Annotated in this window: 18 protein-coding genes; 9 read left to right on the forward strand and 9 right to left on the reverse strand. The window is 71.0% G+C overall.

What is annotated here, in order from left to right:
- The first annotated feature begins 20 nt into the window (after positions 1-20).
- Positions 21-797 carry an AzlC family ABC transporter permease gene (locus tag ABD378_RS04670; RefSeq protein ID WP_344519093.1) on the forward strand — a complete coding sequence of 259 codons (777 nt, stop codon included), beginning with the start codon at positions 21-23 and terminating at the stop codon, positions 795-797.
- On the forward strand, positions 794-1,108 hold the full coding sequence (locus tag ABD378_RS04675; RefSeq protein WP_344519094.1) for an AzlD domain-containing protein: 315 nt from the start codon (positions 794-796) through the stop codon (positions 1,106-1,108). Before ABD378_RS04670 ends, ABD378_RS04675 begins: the two co-directional genes overlap by 4 nt.
- Here ABD378_RS04675 and ABD378_RS04680 read toward each other — a convergent pair.
- Positions 1,074-2,903, reverse strand: a complete 1,830-nt coding sequence (locus ABD378_RS04680; RefSeq protein WP_344519095.1) for an AMP-dependent synthetase/ligase — start codon at positions 2,901-2,903, stop codon at positions 1,074-1,076. The two genes, ABD378_RS04675 and ABD378_RS04680, sit on opposite strands and share 35 nt — an antisense overlap.
- Positions 2,904-3,136: 233 nt before the next feature.
- Here ABD378_RS04680 and ABD378_RS04685 point away from each other — a divergent pair, with 233 nt between their 5' ends.
- The 5 genes from ABD378_RS04685 to ABD378_RS04705 all read left to right on the forward strand — a co-directional run bounded on the left by ABD378_RS04685 (position 3,137) and on the right by ABD378_RS04705 (position 6,848).
- A complete protein-coding gene (locus ABD378_RS04685; protein ID WP_344519096.1) occupies positions 3,137-3,682 on the forward strand; it encodes a hypothetical protein in 546 nt (181 codons plus the stop codon).
- Positions 3,683-3,689: 7 nt separating this feature from the next.
- Positions 3,690-4,061, forward strand: a complete 372-nt coding sequence (locus ABD378_RS04690; protein ID WP_344519097.1) for a hypothetical protein — start codon at positions 3,690-3,692, stop codon at positions 4,059-4,061.
- 154 nt (positions 4,062-4,215) lie between these two features.
- Positions 4,216-5,232 carry an AraC family transcriptional regulator gene (locus ABD378_RS04695; RefSeq protein WP_344519098.1) on the forward strand — a complete coding sequence of 339 codons (1,017 nt, stop codon included), beginning with the start codon at positions 4,216-4,218 and terminating at the stop codon, positions 5,230-5,232.
- 87 nt (positions 5,233-5,319) lie between these two features.
- A complete protein-coding gene (locus tag ABD378_RS04700) occupies positions 5,320-6,480 on the forward strand; it encodes a lipase family protein (RefSeq protein ID WP_344519099.1) in 1,161 nt (386 codons plus the stop codon).
- A 95-nt stretch (positions 6,481-6,575) separates the two neighbouring features.
- On the forward strand, positions 6,576-6,848 hold the full coding sequence (locus ABD378_RS04705) for a DUF1876 domain-containing protein (RefSeq protein ID WP_344519100.1): 273 nt from the start codon (positions 6,576-6,578) through the stop codon (positions 6,846-6,848).
- Between the two features lie 10 nt (positions 6,849-6,858).
- On the opposite strand, the gene ABD378_RS04710 is transcribed toward ABD378_RS04705, so the two are convergent.
- The 6 genes from ABD378_RS04710 to ABD378_RS04735 form a co-directional block, all read right to left on the reverse strand.
- Positions 6,859-8,460 (reverse strand): alpha/beta hydrolase, encoded by a 1,602-nt coding sequence (locus ABD378_RS04710; protein WP_344519102.1) that lies wholly within the window; start codon positions 8,458-8,460, stop codon positions 6,859-6,861.
- Positions 8,461-8,499: 39 nt separating this feature from the next.
- Entirely contained in the window at positions 8,500-9,369 is an 870-nt protein-coding gene (locus ABD378_RS04715) for an AraC family transcriptional regulator (RefSeq protein WP_344519103.1), read from the reverse strand.
- Between the two features lie 106 nt (positions 9,370-9,475).
- On the reverse strand, positions 9,476-9,664 hold the full coding sequence (locus ABD378_RS04720) for a type II toxin-antitoxin system RelE/ParE family toxin (RefSeq protein ID WP_344519104.1): 189 nt from the start codon (positions 9,662-9,664) through the stop codon (positions 9,476-9,478).
- Positions 9,661-9,843: a type II toxin-antitoxin system prevent-host-death family antitoxin gene (locus tag ABD378_RS04725; RefSeq protein ID WP_344519105.1), complete on the reverse strand. Its 183-nt coding sequence runs from the start codon at positions 9,841-9,843 to the stop codon at positions 9,661-9,663. Before ABD378_RS04725 ends, ABD378_RS04720 begins: the two co-directional genes overlap by 4 nt.
- Positions 9,836-10,783, reverse strand: a complete 948-nt coding sequence (locus ABD378_RS04730) for a hypothetical protein (protein WP_344519106.1) — start codon at positions 10,781-10,783, stop codon at positions 9,836-9,838. Before ABD378_RS04730 ends, ABD378_RS04725 begins: the two co-directional genes overlap by 8 nt.
- Before the next feature lie 189 nt (positions 10,784-10,972).
- A complete protein-coding gene (locus tag ABD378_RS04735; protein WP_344519107.1) occupies positions 10,973-11,434 on the reverse strand; it encodes an ATP-binding protein in 462 nt (153 codons plus the stop codon).
- Between the two features lie 134 nt (positions 11,435-11,568).
- Here ABD378_RS04735 and ABD378_RS04740 point away from each other — a divergent pair, with 134 nt between their 5' ends.
- Both ABD378_RS04740 and ABD378_RS04745 read left to right on the forward strand, forming a co-directional pair.
- Positions 11,569-12,438, forward strand: a complete 870-nt coding sequence (locus tag ABD378_RS04740) for a helix-turn-helix domain-containing protein (protein WP_344519108.1) — start codon at positions 11,569-11,571, stop codon at positions 12,436-12,438.
- Positions 12,435-12,698 carry a DUF397 domain-containing protein gene (locus ABD378_RS04745; RefSeq protein ID WP_344519109.1) on the forward strand — a complete coding sequence of 88 codons (264 nt, stop codon included), beginning with the start codon at positions 12,435-12,437 and terminating at the stop codon, positions 12,696-12,698. Before ABD378_RS04740 ends, ABD378_RS04745 begins: the two co-directional genes overlap by 4 nt.
- Here ABD378_RS04745 and ABD378_RS04750 read toward each other — a convergent pair.
- A complete protein-coding gene (locus ABD378_RS04750) occupies positions 12,661-13,320 on the reverse strand; it encodes a maleylpyruvate isomerase N-terminal domain-containing protein (RefSeq protein ID WP_344519110.1) in 660 nt (219 codons plus the stop codon). The genes ABD378_RS04745 and ABD378_RS04750 overlap by 38 nt on opposite strands.
- 106 nt (positions 13,321-13,426) lie before the next feature.
- Positions 13,427-14,806 (reverse strand): MFS transporter (locus tag ABD378_RS04755; protein WP_344519111.1); only part of this gene is annotated, 1,380 nt, incomplete at its 5' end.

Genomic DNA, 14,806 nt, shown 5'->3' on the forward strand with positions numbered 1-14,806 from the left:
CACCACCCATCCTACGACGTATGCGTTCGTCACACCGAACAGACAGCCCACCAGAGCGAACGAACGACGGTTTCGTCCGCCTCTCCCACCTGCCACGCGGCGTCCTGCGCGACATCGCGCTCGTCTGGCTCGCCGACGCCGTCGTCGGTCTCTCCTTCGGCGCGATCGCCGTCGCGGGCGGCCTGCCCGTCTGGGTGCCGGTCCTGATGTCGCTGCTCGTGTACGCGGGCTCCGCCCAGTTCAGCGCGATCGGGATCCTCGTCGCCGGCGGCGGTCCGGTGGCCGCGGCGGCCACCGGCCTGCTGCTCAACTCCCGCACGGCGGCGTTCAGCCTGGCCGTCGCCGACAGCCTGGGACGGTCTTGGACCGCGCGGCTGCTGGGTGCCCATTTGATCACCGATGAAACGGCGGCCTTCGTCCTCGCGCAGCCCGACCAGAAGCGGCGCAAGGCCGCGTTCTGGATATCCGGGCTCGGGCTGTTCGCCGTATGGAACATCAGCGTGCTCGGAGGCGCCCTCGCCGGTTCCGCCATCGGCGACACCGCCCGCTTCGGGCTCGACGCCGCGTTCCCCGCGGTGCTCCTCGCCCTGGTGCTGCCCGCCCTGCGCGCCGACAGCATGACGCGGCGGGCCGCGGCAGCCGGTGCCGTGATCGCCGTCGCCGCCGCGCGTGTGCTGCCCGCCGGAGTGCCCGTGCTCCTTGCCCTGCTCGGCCTGCTCGCGGCCCGGCGCGGACCGACCCGCCCCGCGCGCCCCACCCGACCCGACAGCCCCGCCACCCAGAGGAGCGACTCGTGAACGCCTACCTCGCCTGCGTCCTCGTGCTCGCCGCGGGAACGTATGCCTTCCGCCTCGCGGGCCCCCTGCTGCACGGACGGGTCGAACTCCCCGCCCGCTTCCAGGAATTGCTGACGGTCGGGGCCACCGTCCTGCTCGTCGCGCTGCTCGCCACCGGTGCGCTCACCGAGGGGCACGGTTTCGCCGGGTGGGCGCGGCCCATCGGCGTGCTGGCCGGCGGGGTGCTCGCCTGGCGGAAGGCGCCCTTCGCCGTGGTCGTGGTCGGCGCGGCGGCTACTACGGCGCTGTTGCGTCTGGCAGGGGTGGCGTAGCCGCCGGGCCGCCCGTCTCGCGCGGCCCCTCGTGCGACCCCTCGCGCAGCCCTTCGTACAACTCCTCGACCACAGCGGCGTACCGCTCCGTCACCGCCCGCCTGCGCACCTTCAGGCTCGGTGTGAGCAGCCCGCCCTCCACCGTGAAGTCCTCGTCGAGCAGGGCGAATTCGCGCATGCGGGCCGGGCGCGAGACCGTCGCGTTGGCCGCGTCCACCACCTCCTGCACCAGGGCGCGGACGCGGGGGTCCCGCGAGGGCGGCTCGGTCAGCGCCACGCCCTCCCGCCCCGCCCAGCCGCTGATCTCCTCCGCGTCCAGCGTGATCAGGGCCACCGGGTAGGGGCGATTGTCGCCCACCATCACCGCGCGGGACACGAAACGTGAGCGCTGGAGGGCCAGTTCACCGAGGGACGGGGTGAGGTTCTTGCCGCCGGAGGTGATGATCAGGTCCTTCTTGCGGCCGGTGATGCTGAGATAGCCGTCGGCGTCCACGGCACCCAGGTCGCCGGTGTGCAGCCAGCCTTCGTCGTCCAGGGCGTCGCGGGTCGCGGCCGGGTCCGCATGGTAGCCGGGGAAGACCATCTCGCCCCGGGCCAGGACCTCTCCGTCGTCGGCGATGCGGACCTCGCAGCCCTCGACGGGGCGGCCGACCGTGCCGTAACGGACCGCGCCCGGGTGGTTGAGGCTGATGACACCGGCCGACTCGGTCATCCCGTACCCCTCGTAAACCGCGATGCCGCAGGCCCGCAGGAAGTCGATGACGTGCGGCGCGATCGGGGCGCCGCCGGTCAGCGCCCACCGCACGCGCCCTCCGAGCGCCTGCCGGACCAGGTCGTAGAGGGCCTTGTCGGCGGCCTCGTACGCGTCCTGGAGATCGGGCGGCAGGACGCCGTCCGCCGCGAGGACCCCGATGCGCACCGCTTCCTCGAAGCGTTCGCGGCCCCCGTCCTGGGACTCCGCGAGGGAGAGCACCACGGAGTACACCTTCTCGAACAGGCGCGGCACGGACGGCAGATGCGTGGGCTTCGCCTCGGCCAGCTCGGCGACGACGTTCTCGATCTTCCCGCCGAAGAAGCAGAGTTCGCCGCCTTCGATGAGGGTCGTGAACTCGATGAGCTGGGCCAGGAGATGGGCGAGCGGGAGATAGAGATACGTGCAGTCTCCGGGGCCGCCCTCGATCAGGGGGAGGGTGGCGGACTGGACGGCGCCCAGGTTGCCGTGGGTCAGGAGGCAGCCCTTGGGCAGGCCGGTGGTGCCGGAGGTGTAGATGATGGTGGCCAGGTCGGCGGGCGTGCGGGTCCGGGCACGGTCCAACAGGGCGTCCGGCGGGCCCGGTTCCGGGGCCGATTCGGTGGGCCGCTCCCGTTCCGTCATGAGCAGCACGTGCCGCACGCCGGGCAGCCCGGTCCGCAGACGCTCGATCTTCGCCGCCTGTGCGGCGTTCTCACAGATCACCACCGAGGCGTCGGAGTCACCGATGACCCACTCGACCTCCTCGTCGCCCGCCGTCGGGTAGACGGGCACGACCACCGCGCCTGCCGCGAAGGTGGCGAAGTGGGCGTAGGTCCACTCGGGGCGGGTCTCGGCGAGGATCGCCACGCGGTCGTCCGGGCGGACGCCGAGCGCGAGGAGCTCCTGCCCGAAGTCCCTTACGCGCGAGCGCAGTTGCTCGTACGAGACGTTCTCCCACGCCCCGCCTTCGGACTTGAAGCGGAGGGCGGGCCGCTCGCCGTGGCGGTCGGCCGCCCACTCGGTGAGGACGGCCAGGGTCTCGGGACGCTCCGTCGGCTGCATGCCTATGACGCTAGGGACAGTGCCGCCCGTCGCGGGATGACGGGAAGCGTCAGCGGAGTTGGCCGGGGAGCTCAGCGCGGCGGTCGAGCCTCAGAAGATCCTCAAAACCCTTGTTGCCCCAGGGGCCCCGGCACCAGTATCCCTCCCAAGCCCGACGCCTCAACCGCCCCTGACCAGGGCGGAACCGACCGGTGTCGGCCATCGCGTCGCGATGAACAAAAAGGGGAACACACATGTCCATATCGAGAAACGTCCTGCGCACCGCCGCGCTCTCCGTCACCGCTGCCCTCGCGCTCGCCGCGACCGGACCGATCGCCTCCGCCACCGAGGCCGCCAACGCCCGTGCCGCCGAACAGAGGGCCGCGGCGGGTGTCCTGACCGCCGTCGCCGAGGACGCGGGCGTGCCGGAGATCGTCGAGGAGGGTCTGGAGGAGCGACTGGGGGCGCTTCCCCAGAACCCGACGACCCAGCAGCTCGTCGAGGCGATGTACCCGGGCGACGAGGCGGCGCAGAAGGCGGCGCTCGCCCAGCTCGCACCGCAGGGCGTGCAGTTGCGCGGCTGGGACACCGCCTGGAAGGTGACCAAGTGCGTGGGCGCGATCGGCGCCTTCATCGCGGGCAACGCCCTCCTCGTCACCAAGGCCACCAAGTTCGGCGGCGTGCTCAAGGGCGCCAAGCTCATCGTGCAGGCCGGCAACAAGGAGGAGCGGATCAAGCTGCTCGTCGCCATCTTCGGCGAGGTCACCGGCATCTCCACCATCGCCACCGCCTGCGGCTGAGTGACCCATGGAGACCACATTCAAGGCTTCGTTCATGCTGGCCGTGGCCGCCGAGGTCGTCCTTGTCGCCGTCCTGGTCTTCCAGGTCTGGCGCAAGGAGCGGCACGGCAGCACGGCGCCGCTGGTGTTCACCGGCGATGACGCGCTGGCCGGTGCGGCACTGTTCGGGGGCGCGATGGCGCTCACCGCGCTGCTGTCCGACGGCTGGGGCGGGATGTCGACCACGGACACCCTGCTGTACGCGGTGACGTTCGGCATCGTCACCGCCGGATTCGCGACGTTCCTGCGCCGGGCGGACAAGGGGCGGCCCGAGTACGGGCGCATCGCCTTCCTGCTGCCCGTCGGCTTCGGGGTGCTCGCGGGTCTTTCCGGCGTCTGACCGCTGAGGGAGGGTGGGGCGTGGGAGGTGCACCTCCCACGCCCCATCGCCCCCCGCCGTCCCCGCCGTCCCTGCCGTCCCTGCCGTCCCCCTTCGTGACACCCCCGTCGGCGCGCCCGAGTTCGAGAAGGGGCGGGACGGGGAAGGAAGCCCCATGCCCAGCAGGACCATCACCGTCCACCACGTCCGCGCCATGCTGCACGGCGCCGAACGGCACGGAATCGACACCGTCCCGCTGCTCCGCACCGCCCAGATCCCCCCGCTCCTCCTCGGCGACGACCGGGCCCGCATCACCGAGGTCCAGTTCGCCCGCCTCTTCCGGGAGCTGTACCGCGCCACCGGCGACGAGTTCCTCGGCCTCGGTTCGGCCGTCAGCAGGCCCGGCACCTTCGCGATGATGTGCCACGCGTCCCTCGGCTGCCGCGATCTCGGCGCCGCGATGGAGCGGGGCGTCACCTTCTACGGCCTCTTTCCTGGCGGCCCCGACCTCACGCTCGAACACCGCGGCACCGGAAGCGCCGTCTTCGCCGTGCGCAACGACCTCGAACACGACTACTTCCTCGCCGAGTGCCTCGTCATCATCTGGCACCGGCTGTGCAGCTGGCTGATCGGGCGCCGCATCCCCCTCCACTGGGCCGAGTTCGGGCATCCGCCGCCCCCGCACAAGGACGAGTACGGACTCCTCTTCGGCTGCCCGGTCTCCTTCGGCGCGCCACGCACCGGTGCCGGGTTCGACGAGCACTGGCTGACCGCCCCGCTGATCCGGGACGAGGCGGCGCTGGAGCAGATGCTCAACCGTGCGCCGTTCGATCTCCTCTCCCGGCGCGAGTACGGAACGACGGTCGCCGAGCAGGTGCGGCGCGCGCTCGCCCGCACGCTGCGCACCTCTCCCCGGCTGCCCTCCCTCGGCGAGATCGCCGCCCGCCTCGCGGTGAGCCCCGCGACGCTGCGGCGCCGCCTCGCCCAGGAGTCCACCTCCTACCAGCAGTTGAAGGACGCCGTGCGACGTGACGCGGCCATCGCGGGGCTCGCCGAGGGGGCGGAGCCGATAGCCGAGCTCGCGGCACGGCTCGGGTTCTCCGAGGACACGGCCTTCCACCGGGCGTTCCGGCGGTGGACGGGGACGACGCCCGGGGCGTACCGCTATGAGAATCAGGGTCAACAAAGCTGAGCGCTCCCGCCAGCGCCGAACTTACTCGCCAGTCACTACGGTCATCGCCTGAACACCCCAGCACCTGAGGACAGTTGGGAGAGCCGCATGCACGTACGTACCAGCGCAAGAGCCCTGGCCGTGGTGGCCGCGCTCGGTCTGTCGGCCGTCACCCCGGTGACGGCGCAGGCCGCTCCGGCGGACGCCTCCGCGCCCGGTGACATCGTCAGTTCCGCACCCAGCAGTTTCCATCCCCTCCCCGGCCAGCCGACCCACACCAAGGCCTGGAAGGTCAACTACCGCTCGACGACGGCGAAAGGCGAGCCGAACACCGTCTCCGGAACGGTCATCGTGCCGCAGGACGGCAGGAAGGGACCCCGCCCCCTCATCACGTACGCCGTCGGGACGATCGGCATGGGCGATCACTGCGCCTCGAGCGCCGGCTTCCCCCGGGGGACGGCCCTTGAGGCCAACCTCATCCAGCAACTCACCCTGCGCGGCTGGGCGGTGGCGGTGACGGACTACGAAGGTCTCGGCACCCCCGGCGACCACACCTACACGGTCGGCAAGGCCGAGGGACAGGCCATGCTCGACGCCGCCCGCGCCGCCATCCGCCTCCCGGAGGCGGGGCTCGGCGAGGACACCCCGGTCGGCATCATGGGCTACTCGCAGGGCGGCCAGGCTTCCAGCTGGGCGGCCGAGCTGCACGGTTCGTACGCCCCCGACCTGAAGGTCAAGGGCACGGCCACCGGCGGCGTTCCCGGCGACCTGATGAAGACGGCGGACTTCAACGACGGTTCGTACGGCTCCGGCCTGATCTTCATGGCCGCGATCGGCCAGGACGCGGCCTTCCCCGAGCTGAACCTGGAGTCGTATCTGAACCCGGCGGGCAAGAAGCTGATCGGCACGCTGCGCAACAGCTGCGTGGCGGACGGCGCGGTGCTCGGCGCGTTCAAGAAGATCTCCGACATGACGGTGAAGAACCCCCTCGACCAGCCCGACTGGCAGCAGCGTCTGCGCGAGTCGACGGTCGGCACACGGGCTCCGGACGCGCCGGTGTACCAGTACCACGTGATCACCGACGAGCTGATCCCGTACGGCGTGGGCAAGCAGGTCCGCAAGGACTGGTGCGCCAGGGGCGCGAACGTGGAGTGGCACACCGTGCCCCTTGGCGAACACGTCTCCGGGGTCATCACGCAGTCGCCGCTGGCAGCGAACTGGCTGGCGGACCGCTTCGCGGGGAAGGCGGCGCGAGGTAACTGCCCGTAGTCACCCGATCCCGCCAGTAGCCACCCGAGCCGCCCGCTGGACCACGGCGGGCGGCCGGGCGCACCCTGGAAGCAGGCGCTCCGGAGGTGATGGTGATGATGGAGACCACTGTGGGATGGCACGTGGAGATGGAGTTCGAGGAGGACGCCCACCGCACCCGTGCCGCCGCCCTCGTACGCCTACCCGACGGCAATGAGGTGCGGGCGCACGGCTACGCGAGCAGGCACCCTTCCGACTCCTCGCAGCCGCGGGTCGGCGAGGAGATCGCGGGCGCGCGGGCGCTGAACGAACTGGCGATGCGGCTCCTGACGAAGGCGCACGACGAGATCGACGAGGCATCGGGCAGGACGTCGCACGCGCTGCGGTGACCCTGCCCCGTCACCGGCAGGTGGTGTCCTGCGGGGGCAGCTTCCCCTCGGCGAGGAAGCGGTCCACGTGCTCGTGGACGCAGTCGCTGTCGGTGACGTACGCACCATGCCCTTCCCCCTCGTACGTGAGGATCCCGCTGCCGTTGTCCAGCGCGTCGGCCATGTGCGCTGTGCCCTCGTAGGGCGTGGCGGGGTCGCCGCGGGTGCCGACGAGCAAGGCCGCCGGTGCGTTGTCGGCCTTCACCTGACGTGAGGTGTCGTCGCCGGGGACGGGCCAGCCCGTGCATTGCAGCATGCTCGCGGCGGTGCGGCGGCCGAAGACCGGGGACGCCTGGGTGAACTCGTCGACGGCGTCCAGGAAGTCCTGCGGCGTGGGGCGTTCACCGGTGTCCCGGCAGCTGATCGCGCGCAGGGAGTCCTGCTCCTCCTGGTCCCGCTCGTCCACGGCGGCCGGTGCGCGGGGAGCCGCCAGGCCGCCGACCGGCCGGCCGCCGAGTTCGGCCATGCTCGTCGCGTCGTTGCGTGCCGCGAGGTCCGCCAGGGCGGCTCGGAGGTCCGGCCAGCCCTTGGCCTTGCTGTACAGAGCCTTCTGGACGACCTGCGTGAACGTGGCCTGATCGAGTTCGCCCGTACCGGTCTTGAGCGGCTTCTGGTCGAGCGCGGTGAACATGGCGTTCACCTTGGCCGTCGCGGCCCGCGGGGTCGTGCCCAGCGGACACTCGCGCGCGCCGCGCCCGACGCAGTCGGCGAGGAAGTCGTCCAGGGCCTGCTGGAACGCCTTCGTATTGGCCAGCGCGACGCCGTGCGTGTCCAGCGTGGGGTCGTCGACGCCGTCGAGGACGAAATGCCCTGCCCTGTCGGGGAATTGATGCAGGTAATTGGCGCCCAGCTTGGTTCCGTAGGAGAAGCCCAGGTAGTCGAGCTTGTCGTCGCCTAGCGCGGCGCGCATGACGTCGAGGTCGCGGGCCGAGTTGGTGGTGCCGACCCAGGGCAGGACCTTCGCCGTCTCCTTCTGGTCGCAGCGGGCGTTCGTCGTGCGCTGCGCCTCGGCGATCCGTTCGGCCTCACCGGCGTTGTCCGGGGTCTGGTCGTGGCCGGAGTCGGCCGTGGAGCCGTCGGGCGGGTCTTGGCACAGCACCGGATCGCTGTCGGCCACTCCGCGCGGATCGTGCGCCACCAGGTCGAACCGCTTGTTCAGGCGGGACAGTTGGGGCACGTGGCTGTTCAGGGCGAAACGGCCCGAGAGGCCCGGGCCGCCGAAGTTGAGGACGAGCGAGCCGATGCGCCGCTCGGTGTCGGTGGCCCTGAGCCTGAGCATGCCGATCCTGGCCGTGCCCGCCTTGCCGCTCGGATCCGCGTAGTCGCGCGGCACCTCGACGTTGCCGCACTCGAAGAGGGCGATGCCTGCGGGCAGGGTGTCGGTACTGGCCGCCCAGGTGCGGCGCGCCTCCTGCTCCATCTCATCGCCGCAGTTCTCCCAGGAGATGCTCTGGCCGTAGAACCTCGTCAGATCGGGCGGGTCCGCGGCGGGCGCCGCGAGAAAGGGGGTGAGGGCGGTGAGGGCGGCGAGGGTGGCCACGCGGGCGGCGGCTATGTGACCATTTGTAGCCATTTCCTCACTGTAAGTCGAGATCTCGGCAGGCGCTCGGGCTCAGACCGCCGCCGTCCGCTCCACCGGGATCCACAGCTCGGCCTCCGCCCGCGTCCCGTCGTCCGAGAGGCGGGTCCGCAGGATCTCGGGTCCCGGCCTGCTCCGGTACGGATTCGACGGGAACCACTGCGTGAAAACGTCCCGCCACATGTACTGAAGCGTCTGCGGGAACGGCCCCGAGCTCTCGAAGACGGCCCACGACCCGGCCGGGACGGTGAGCGCGTCCATGTCATCCGGCACCGCGGCGCCGGTCACCACGCCGTGGTAGTAGTCGAGTTCGGTCCCCTCGGCCCGGCTCTCGTCGAGATTGTCGCTGACCGAGACGATCCCCTCCGGCTCCTGGTCCGACAGGCTCTCGATGCGCCGCAGAGTCTCCCGACCGAGCCCTCGAATGAACTCGGCGATGTCCTGGTTCATCCCCTCGTGCACGAGCGGGACCCGCGCCTTCCTGCCCACGACACGGAACTCGTCCCTGTCCACGACCCGGTACCGCATGCTGCTGCTCCCTTCGACGACGAGGCGGAAGGACATCCGTGGCTGGGAGTGCAGACTCGCGCCGCTCCGCCTGGCCTCACCGGGCCCGACCCCGTGCATCCCGCGGAACGCCCGAGCGAACGCCTCGCCCGACGAGTAGCCATACCGCACGGCGACCTCGAGCAAGGTCCGCTCCCCGGCCAGCACCTCGGCACCCGCGACGGTCAGCCGCCTGCGCCGGATGTACTCCGACAGCGGCATCCCCGCCAGCGCGGAGAACAGCCGCCGGAAGTGGTACTCCGACGTCACCGCCGTCCGCGCCAGGTCGGCCACGTCGATCCGCTGATCGAGGTGACGCTCGATGTGCTCCATGGCCTGGTTGAGCCGCTCCAGCACCCCGGCCTCCTTCCCTTTCGCTTCCTCACGCTAGGAAGGACCCACCCTGCCGGACCCGACATCCTGTGCCCGGTCCGGTCGGGTTCAAGTGATGACCCAGGCCGGATCAACCCATCCGCCCGACGTGCATGCGCCTCAGATCGGGGGAGCCATACGCGGCGCTGCCCGCTGGGCGTGGGTCGTCCGCCAGCAGGTCCACCGCGTCGAAAAGCTGCCGCAGGCCATCGGGGTCGTCTTTCAGGAATCGCGTGGCGGTATCGATCACTCGCGTGCGCCAGATGATCTGGTAGCTCACTCACGCTCCAGACCGAGTCGAGCGCGTGCCTCTTCGTGAGGGATCCCGGCAGGGGTGCCGACGGCCTGCTCTGCCCGGTACTCCGCCAACGCCAAGGCGTCCTCCAGGTCGGCCAGCTCCTGCGGATTGATCAGCACAGCCGCAGGCTGCCCGTGATCCGTGATGGTGATCTCATCCACGCCCCCTGGGCGCCAGGCCCGCCGCCACCCGCGCCGCGTCCGCGTACGCGGCTACCTCCGCCGGGCGGGGTGCCGGGCGGAAGGTGTCCGGGACATCCGACTCGTCCTCGGCGGCGCAGGCCGCGCACATGCCGTCGACCAGCGGGTCGTCTTCCTCCGTGGTCTCACAGAACAGGCAGACCATCACGCGCCGCAGTACGGTCTCGCGGCCGTGGCTCTTGCTGATCTCAGGGGGCATCTTGTCCTCCAGACGTCGTTTCGCGATGCCGGCCGGATTGTGGAGCGGTTCCGGAAGACCGGCGGTCAGGGCGTGGTTCAGGTGGGCCACTGTCGCGCCACGCGCGAGCCACGCGGCGGCGAGGGGTTCGAGCCGTTCACAGTCCGCCGCCGAGAGCGTCAAGCGGGGTTCAGTGCGGCCGAGTTCGGCGAGTGCGCGGTACGCGGTGGAGCGGGGCGGCGGTACCCCGTCGGCCGGTGGTCCGCCCTCCCCGCTGCCCTCCCCGCCGCCGTCGCCGTCGTCGCCGTACGGATCGTCCAGCATCACTCCGCGCACGCTGCGGCAGAACTCCCACCACCAGGCGGCCGTACGCGGCGTGCGCGACCAGTAGGTGCGGGTCACCCAGCGACATGCGCCGTCCTCGCGGACGACCTGCTCTTTGATGCGGCGCAGATGCCCGGCGTGGGCCAGGGCCTTCAGCGCACTGCGGACAGCGGCCTGGCCGTACCCGGCGATGTGCTTGGCGAGCGTCTTGTGGTCCATCGCCGCACCCTCGGGCAAACGGTCGATGAACCCGGCGATCGCCGCTTCACGCTTGGGTAGACGTTCGAAGTCGGTGCGTCGGGGCCGCTCTTGGCCGGGCGCCAGGCGTTTCCCGTACCCCGGGTTGGCCATGGGGTGTGCGGGCGCGGGCAGGAGGGAGCTAGGCTCAGTGGAAGCCATCGGATCGTTTCCTTCAGACTTGCGATCTCGTTGGGTAGACCCCGGACCCGGTGTTCCAGCACCGACCGGGGTCGTTTGTTGTCGCGAACCTAGAGCACATCGACGCTCGGTCGCAACCTGAACACAAACTGTCATCTCCCCTGGTGCGGCGGGGAGTTGATCCGTCTCAGGCAGGGCGGGAGGGTGGGTTCAACCCTCCCAACCACTCCTTGCAAAAGAGAGCTCGGGGCTCGGAGCTCGGAGCTCGGCCCAGACCGTCTTGCCGATCCGGCGCTCCGTGACGCCCCACGTTGCGGCGGTCGCTTCGACGAGCCGCAGCCCCCGGCCCGTCTCCGCCTCGGGATCCGGCCGGCGCAGCTCCGGAACGCGGTCGCCCCGCGCGTCCGACACCTCGATACGCAGCGTGCGCGACGGCCGCGCGTAGGTGAGACGGAGTTCGAAGTCCCTTCCGGGTACGTGGCCGTGCGTGACGGCGTTGGCCGCCAGCTCGGCAGTGACGTGCGCTGCCGCGTCGGAGAGGTCGCTGCCGTGGGGGATCCCCCAGAGGTACAGCTGGTGGGCCACCAGCCTGCGGGCCAGGCGGGCGCCTCTTCGGGTGGGGCTGAGTCGCTGCGCGAACTGCATTTGGGGGGTGGAGATTTGGGATTCCATGTCACTGAGCGTGGTCGGTGCGTTCTAGGCTGACCAGGTACGACGCCGCGACGGAGCGTAGCTGTACGGCTGCCTTGTGCTGCTTGTCGGGTCGTCGGCCGTGACCATTGGGCGCACGCGAAGGCGGTACGGGCATGGCGAACACGGAACCTGAAGAGCGGCGACCGGAGCGGCCCGCCGAGGAGGACGGCACGGCCCATCTCTTCCGGGCCGTCGGCAAGCAGATCAAGGTGCTGCGCATCGGCGCAGGGTTGAGCCAGAAGGAACTTGGCTCACGCGCGCACTGCGGAGAGGACCTGATCTCCGCCATGGAGCGGGGAGTTCGCACTCCGCAGCCCGAGTTCTTGGAGCTGGCCGACCCGCTGCTGGGGGCAGGTGGCCTGCTGATCGCGGTGATTGATGACGTACGGGAGGCACAGAAAAGGTCGCGGACCAGGCACCCGGATTGGTATCGGGGGTACGCGAAGCTGGAGGCGGACGCAGTTGAGCTGCATCACTACGCCAATCAAGGGGTGCCGGGCCTGCTCCAGACGGAGGATTACGCGAGAGCGGTCTTCTCCAACTGGCGTCCGCTGCTGGCCGAGGAGGCCATCGAGAAGCGGGTCTCCGACCGCCTTGCGCGCCAGCAGATCTTCGAGCGCTGGCCGTCGCCCGCCTGTAGTTACGTACTGGAGGAGGTGGTTCTGCAACGGCCGATTGGCGGACGGGACGTACACGAGGTCCAGTTGCGGCAACTGCTGCGCTACGGCCGGATGCGGAACGTCGAGATCCAAGTGCTGCCGACCAATCGCGAGGAACATCCCAACATGGACGGCGCGTTCAATCTACTGACGCCGAAGGGCCACCAGCAGGTGGCGTACACAGAAGTTCAGGGGTACCCCAAGCTGATCACCGATCCGGAAGAGGTCCGGCTCATCGTCGACCGCTATGGGATTATGCGCGCACTGGCTCTCAACCCTCGGGAGTCCCTGGCCCTGATCGAGAAGATTCTGGGGGAGCGATGAACACCGAGCAGCTCGACTGGTTCAAGTCCAGCTACAGCGGCGGCGCGGGAGGCGAATGCCTCGAAGTCGCGTACACCTGGCGCAAGTCCAGCCACAGCGGCGGCGAGGGCGGCGAATGCGTAGAGGTATCGCCCTGCCCCCACGCCATCCACGTACGCGACTCCAAGAACCCCGAAGGCCCCAACCTCACGGTCACACCCGCCACTTGGACCGCCTTCATCTCTAGGGCCGAGGCTCCCCGTACCAACGCCAGGATGTGAGCCGGGCCCGTCCCGGCAGTTCCCCGCGCCCGGTGGCCCACAGCAGGGCCGACCACGGCTCCTCGTCCGACGGGGCGTCCGGGAACAGGCGGTGGAGGACCCGGGCGCACACATCGGCGGGCGGGGTCCACTTCAGCCCCAGGCCCGCGGCCAAGTCGTACATGTGGACCAGGGTTTCCACGGCCCCCATCGCCGCGAAGCCCTCAGGGTCCGAGACCCCGTAGCCGTGGTACGAGCGGATCGTGGGGGGCGTCGTGCGCACCATGGCGATCAGGAAGGCGCCGCTCGCCTCCAGGACCTGGAGCAGTCCGGCCGGGCCCGCGGCCCGGTCCGCGTGGATGGCGTTGGCGGGGCCGCCGGGCCTGCGGGACTCCCAGATGAAGGGGATCTCGTCGTCCATGGGCGGTTGCTTCGGGCCGAGTTGGGCCGCGTAGGCGAAGAGGTCGTCGGCGAGGTGCTCCACGGTTTCCCAGCAGTCCCACTCCAGCGTTCCCGCCTTGCCGTCCCAGGCCGTCGGGGGCGCTTCGCGGAGGGTGGCGAGGGCGAGCTGGACCGCTCGGTCGAGGTCGTCGGGTGTGACAGGGCCGGGGGTGGCGGGATCTTGTTCAGCTTGTCGTCGCATGCGGGCGACGGTAGCCGTGCGGAGGCCGCGCGCCCACCGCTTTCTGTCGGGGGCGGTCGTCACGTACGTATCTGGCGGTGGTGCAGGGGTGCACGGAAGGGCGGGTTCAGCGCCCGTCTCGCGGCAGCAGCCAAGCCGCCAGCATCGTCGTCGCGCACAGCAGCAGGCCCACGGCGAGGAGAGCGCTCCGCATCCCGGTGAGCGAGAAGCCCGTCCCGCTTTCGGATGCCAGGAGTGCGCCGAACAGCGCGACCGCCATCGCGCCGCCCGTCTGGCGCAGGGCGTTGAGCAGGCCGGATGCCGTTCCCGCGCGGTGGGCGGGGACGGCGTCCATCAGCAGGGCGGTCAACGCGGGGACCGCGAACGCGCCGCCCATGCCGGTGGGGATGAGCAGGACGAGCACCAGCCAGAGCGGGGTGTCCGCGGCCAGCGGCAGGAGGACGAACATCGCGAGCGCGAGCACCGCTTGGCCCGCCACGATGACCCGGCGACGCCCGATTCGCTCGGCCATGCGCGGCGAGACGAGGTTCGTGGACGTGATGATGACGGCCAGGGGCACGAACATCAGGCCCGCCGCGACCGCCGACATCCCGCGCAGTTGCTGGAAGTAGAGCCCGAGCAGGAAGACGATCCCGTAGAAGCCCGCGTTGACGGCGAAGCCGACCGCAAGCGAGACGCCGACCTTCCGCTCGCGCAGCAGGCCGAGCGGGACCATGGGCGCGCTGTGCCGCTTCTCGGCGGCGTGGAAGCCGAAGCCCGCCGCGACGGCGAGGGCGGCGGCGCCGAGCACCGGCGCGCTGGTCCACCCCAGGTGCCCGCCCTCGATGACGGCGAACGCGAGGCCCGCGAGGGCGAGTACGGCCGTGGCCTGACCGGCGAGGTCGAGGGGCGCGGGGCGCCGTGAGGAGGGGGCGGTGCGGGCGAGGAGGGCGAGGATCACCGCTCCGATGGGCAAGTTGAGGAGGAACACGGCACGCCAGCCCGCCGCCTCGGTGAGTACGCCGCCGAGTACGGGCCCGGCGGCCATGGCCACGGAGCCGCCCACCGTCCACAGCGCGATGGCGCGTGCGCGGCGCTTGGGGTCGTCGTACGCCTGCCGGATCAGCGCGAGCGACGCGGGCATGACGATGGCCGCGGCCCCGCCCTGCGCCGTGCGGGCGGCGATGAGCGCGCCTATGCCGGGGGCAAGGGCGCAGGCCAGCGAGGCGAGGGTGAAGAGACCCACTCCCCAGGCGTAGGCCCGCCGCGCTCCCGCCCGGTCGGCGAGGGCCCCCGCGGAGAGCATGAGGGCGGCGAACATCAGCGTGTACGCGTCCACGACCCACTGCAGTCCCGCCATGCCGCCGTGGAGGGAGGAGCGGATGTCGGGCAGCGCGATGTTCACGGCGGAAACGTCGACGGTGATGACGGTGAAACCGAGGAGGGAGGCGAGGAGGGGGGCGAGGGTCGGGGAGCGGGGGGTGGGGGGTGCGGTGCTGAGGGGGGC

It is taken from the genome of Streptomyces rectiviolaceus (genome assembly GCF_039533825.1).
Classification (GTDB): Bacteria; Actinomycetota; Actinomycetes; order Streptomycetales; family Streptomycetaceae; genus Streptomyces; species Streptomyces rectiviolaceus.

Coding starts and splice junctions, on each gene's coding strand:
- ABD378_RS04670 (WP_344519093.1), top strand. CDS start 21: ATGCGTTCGTCACACCGAACAGACAGCCCACCAGAGCGAACGAACGAC.
- ABD378_RS04680 (WP_344519095.1), bottom strand. CDS start 2,903: ATGCAGCCGACGGAGCGTCCCGAGACCCTGGCCGTCCTCACCGAGTGG.
- ABD378_RS04685 (WP_344519096.1), top strand. CDS start 3,137: ATGTCCATATCGAGAAACGTCCTGCGCACCGCCGCGCTCTCCGTCACC.
- ABD378_RS04690 (WP_344519097.1), top strand. CDS start 3,690: ATGGAGACCACATTCAAGGCTTCGTTCATGCTGGCCGTGGCCGCCGAG.
- ABD378_RS04695 (WP_344519098.1), top strand. CDS start 4,216: ATGCCCAGCAGGACCATCACCGTCCACCACGTCCGCGCCATGCTGCAC.
- ABD378_RS04700 (WP_344519099.1), top strand. CDS start 5,320: ATGCACGTACGTACCAGCGCAAGAGCCCTGGCCGTGGTGGCCGCGCTC.
- ABD378_RS04705 (WP_344519100.1), top strand. CDS start 6,576: ATGATGGAGACCACTGTGGGATGGCACGTGGAGATGGAGTTCGAGGAG.
- ABD378_RS04710 (WP_344519102.1), bottom strand. CDS start 8,460: ATGGCTACAAATGGTCACATAGCCGCCGCCCGCGTGGCCACCCTCGCC.
- ABD378_RS04730 (WP_344519106.1), bottom strand. CDS start 10,783: ATGGCTTCCACTGAGCCTAGCTCCCTCCTGCCCGCGCCCGCACACCCC.
- ABD378_RS04735 (WP_344519107.1), bottom strand. CDS start 11,434: ATGGAATCCCAAATCTCCACCCCCCAAATGCAGTTCGCGCAGCGACTC.
- ABD378_RS04740 (WP_344519108.1), top strand. CDS start 11,569: ATGGCGAACACGGAACCTGAAGAGCGGCGACCGGAGCGGCCCGCCGAG.
- ABD378_RS04745 (WP_344519109.1), top strand. CDS start 12,435: ATGAACACCGAGCAGCTCGACTGGTTCAAGTCCAGCTACAGCGGCGGC.
- ABD378_RS04750 (WP_344519110.1), bottom strand. CDS start 13,320: ATGCGACGACAAGCTGAACAAGATCCCGCCACCCCCGGCCCTGTCACA.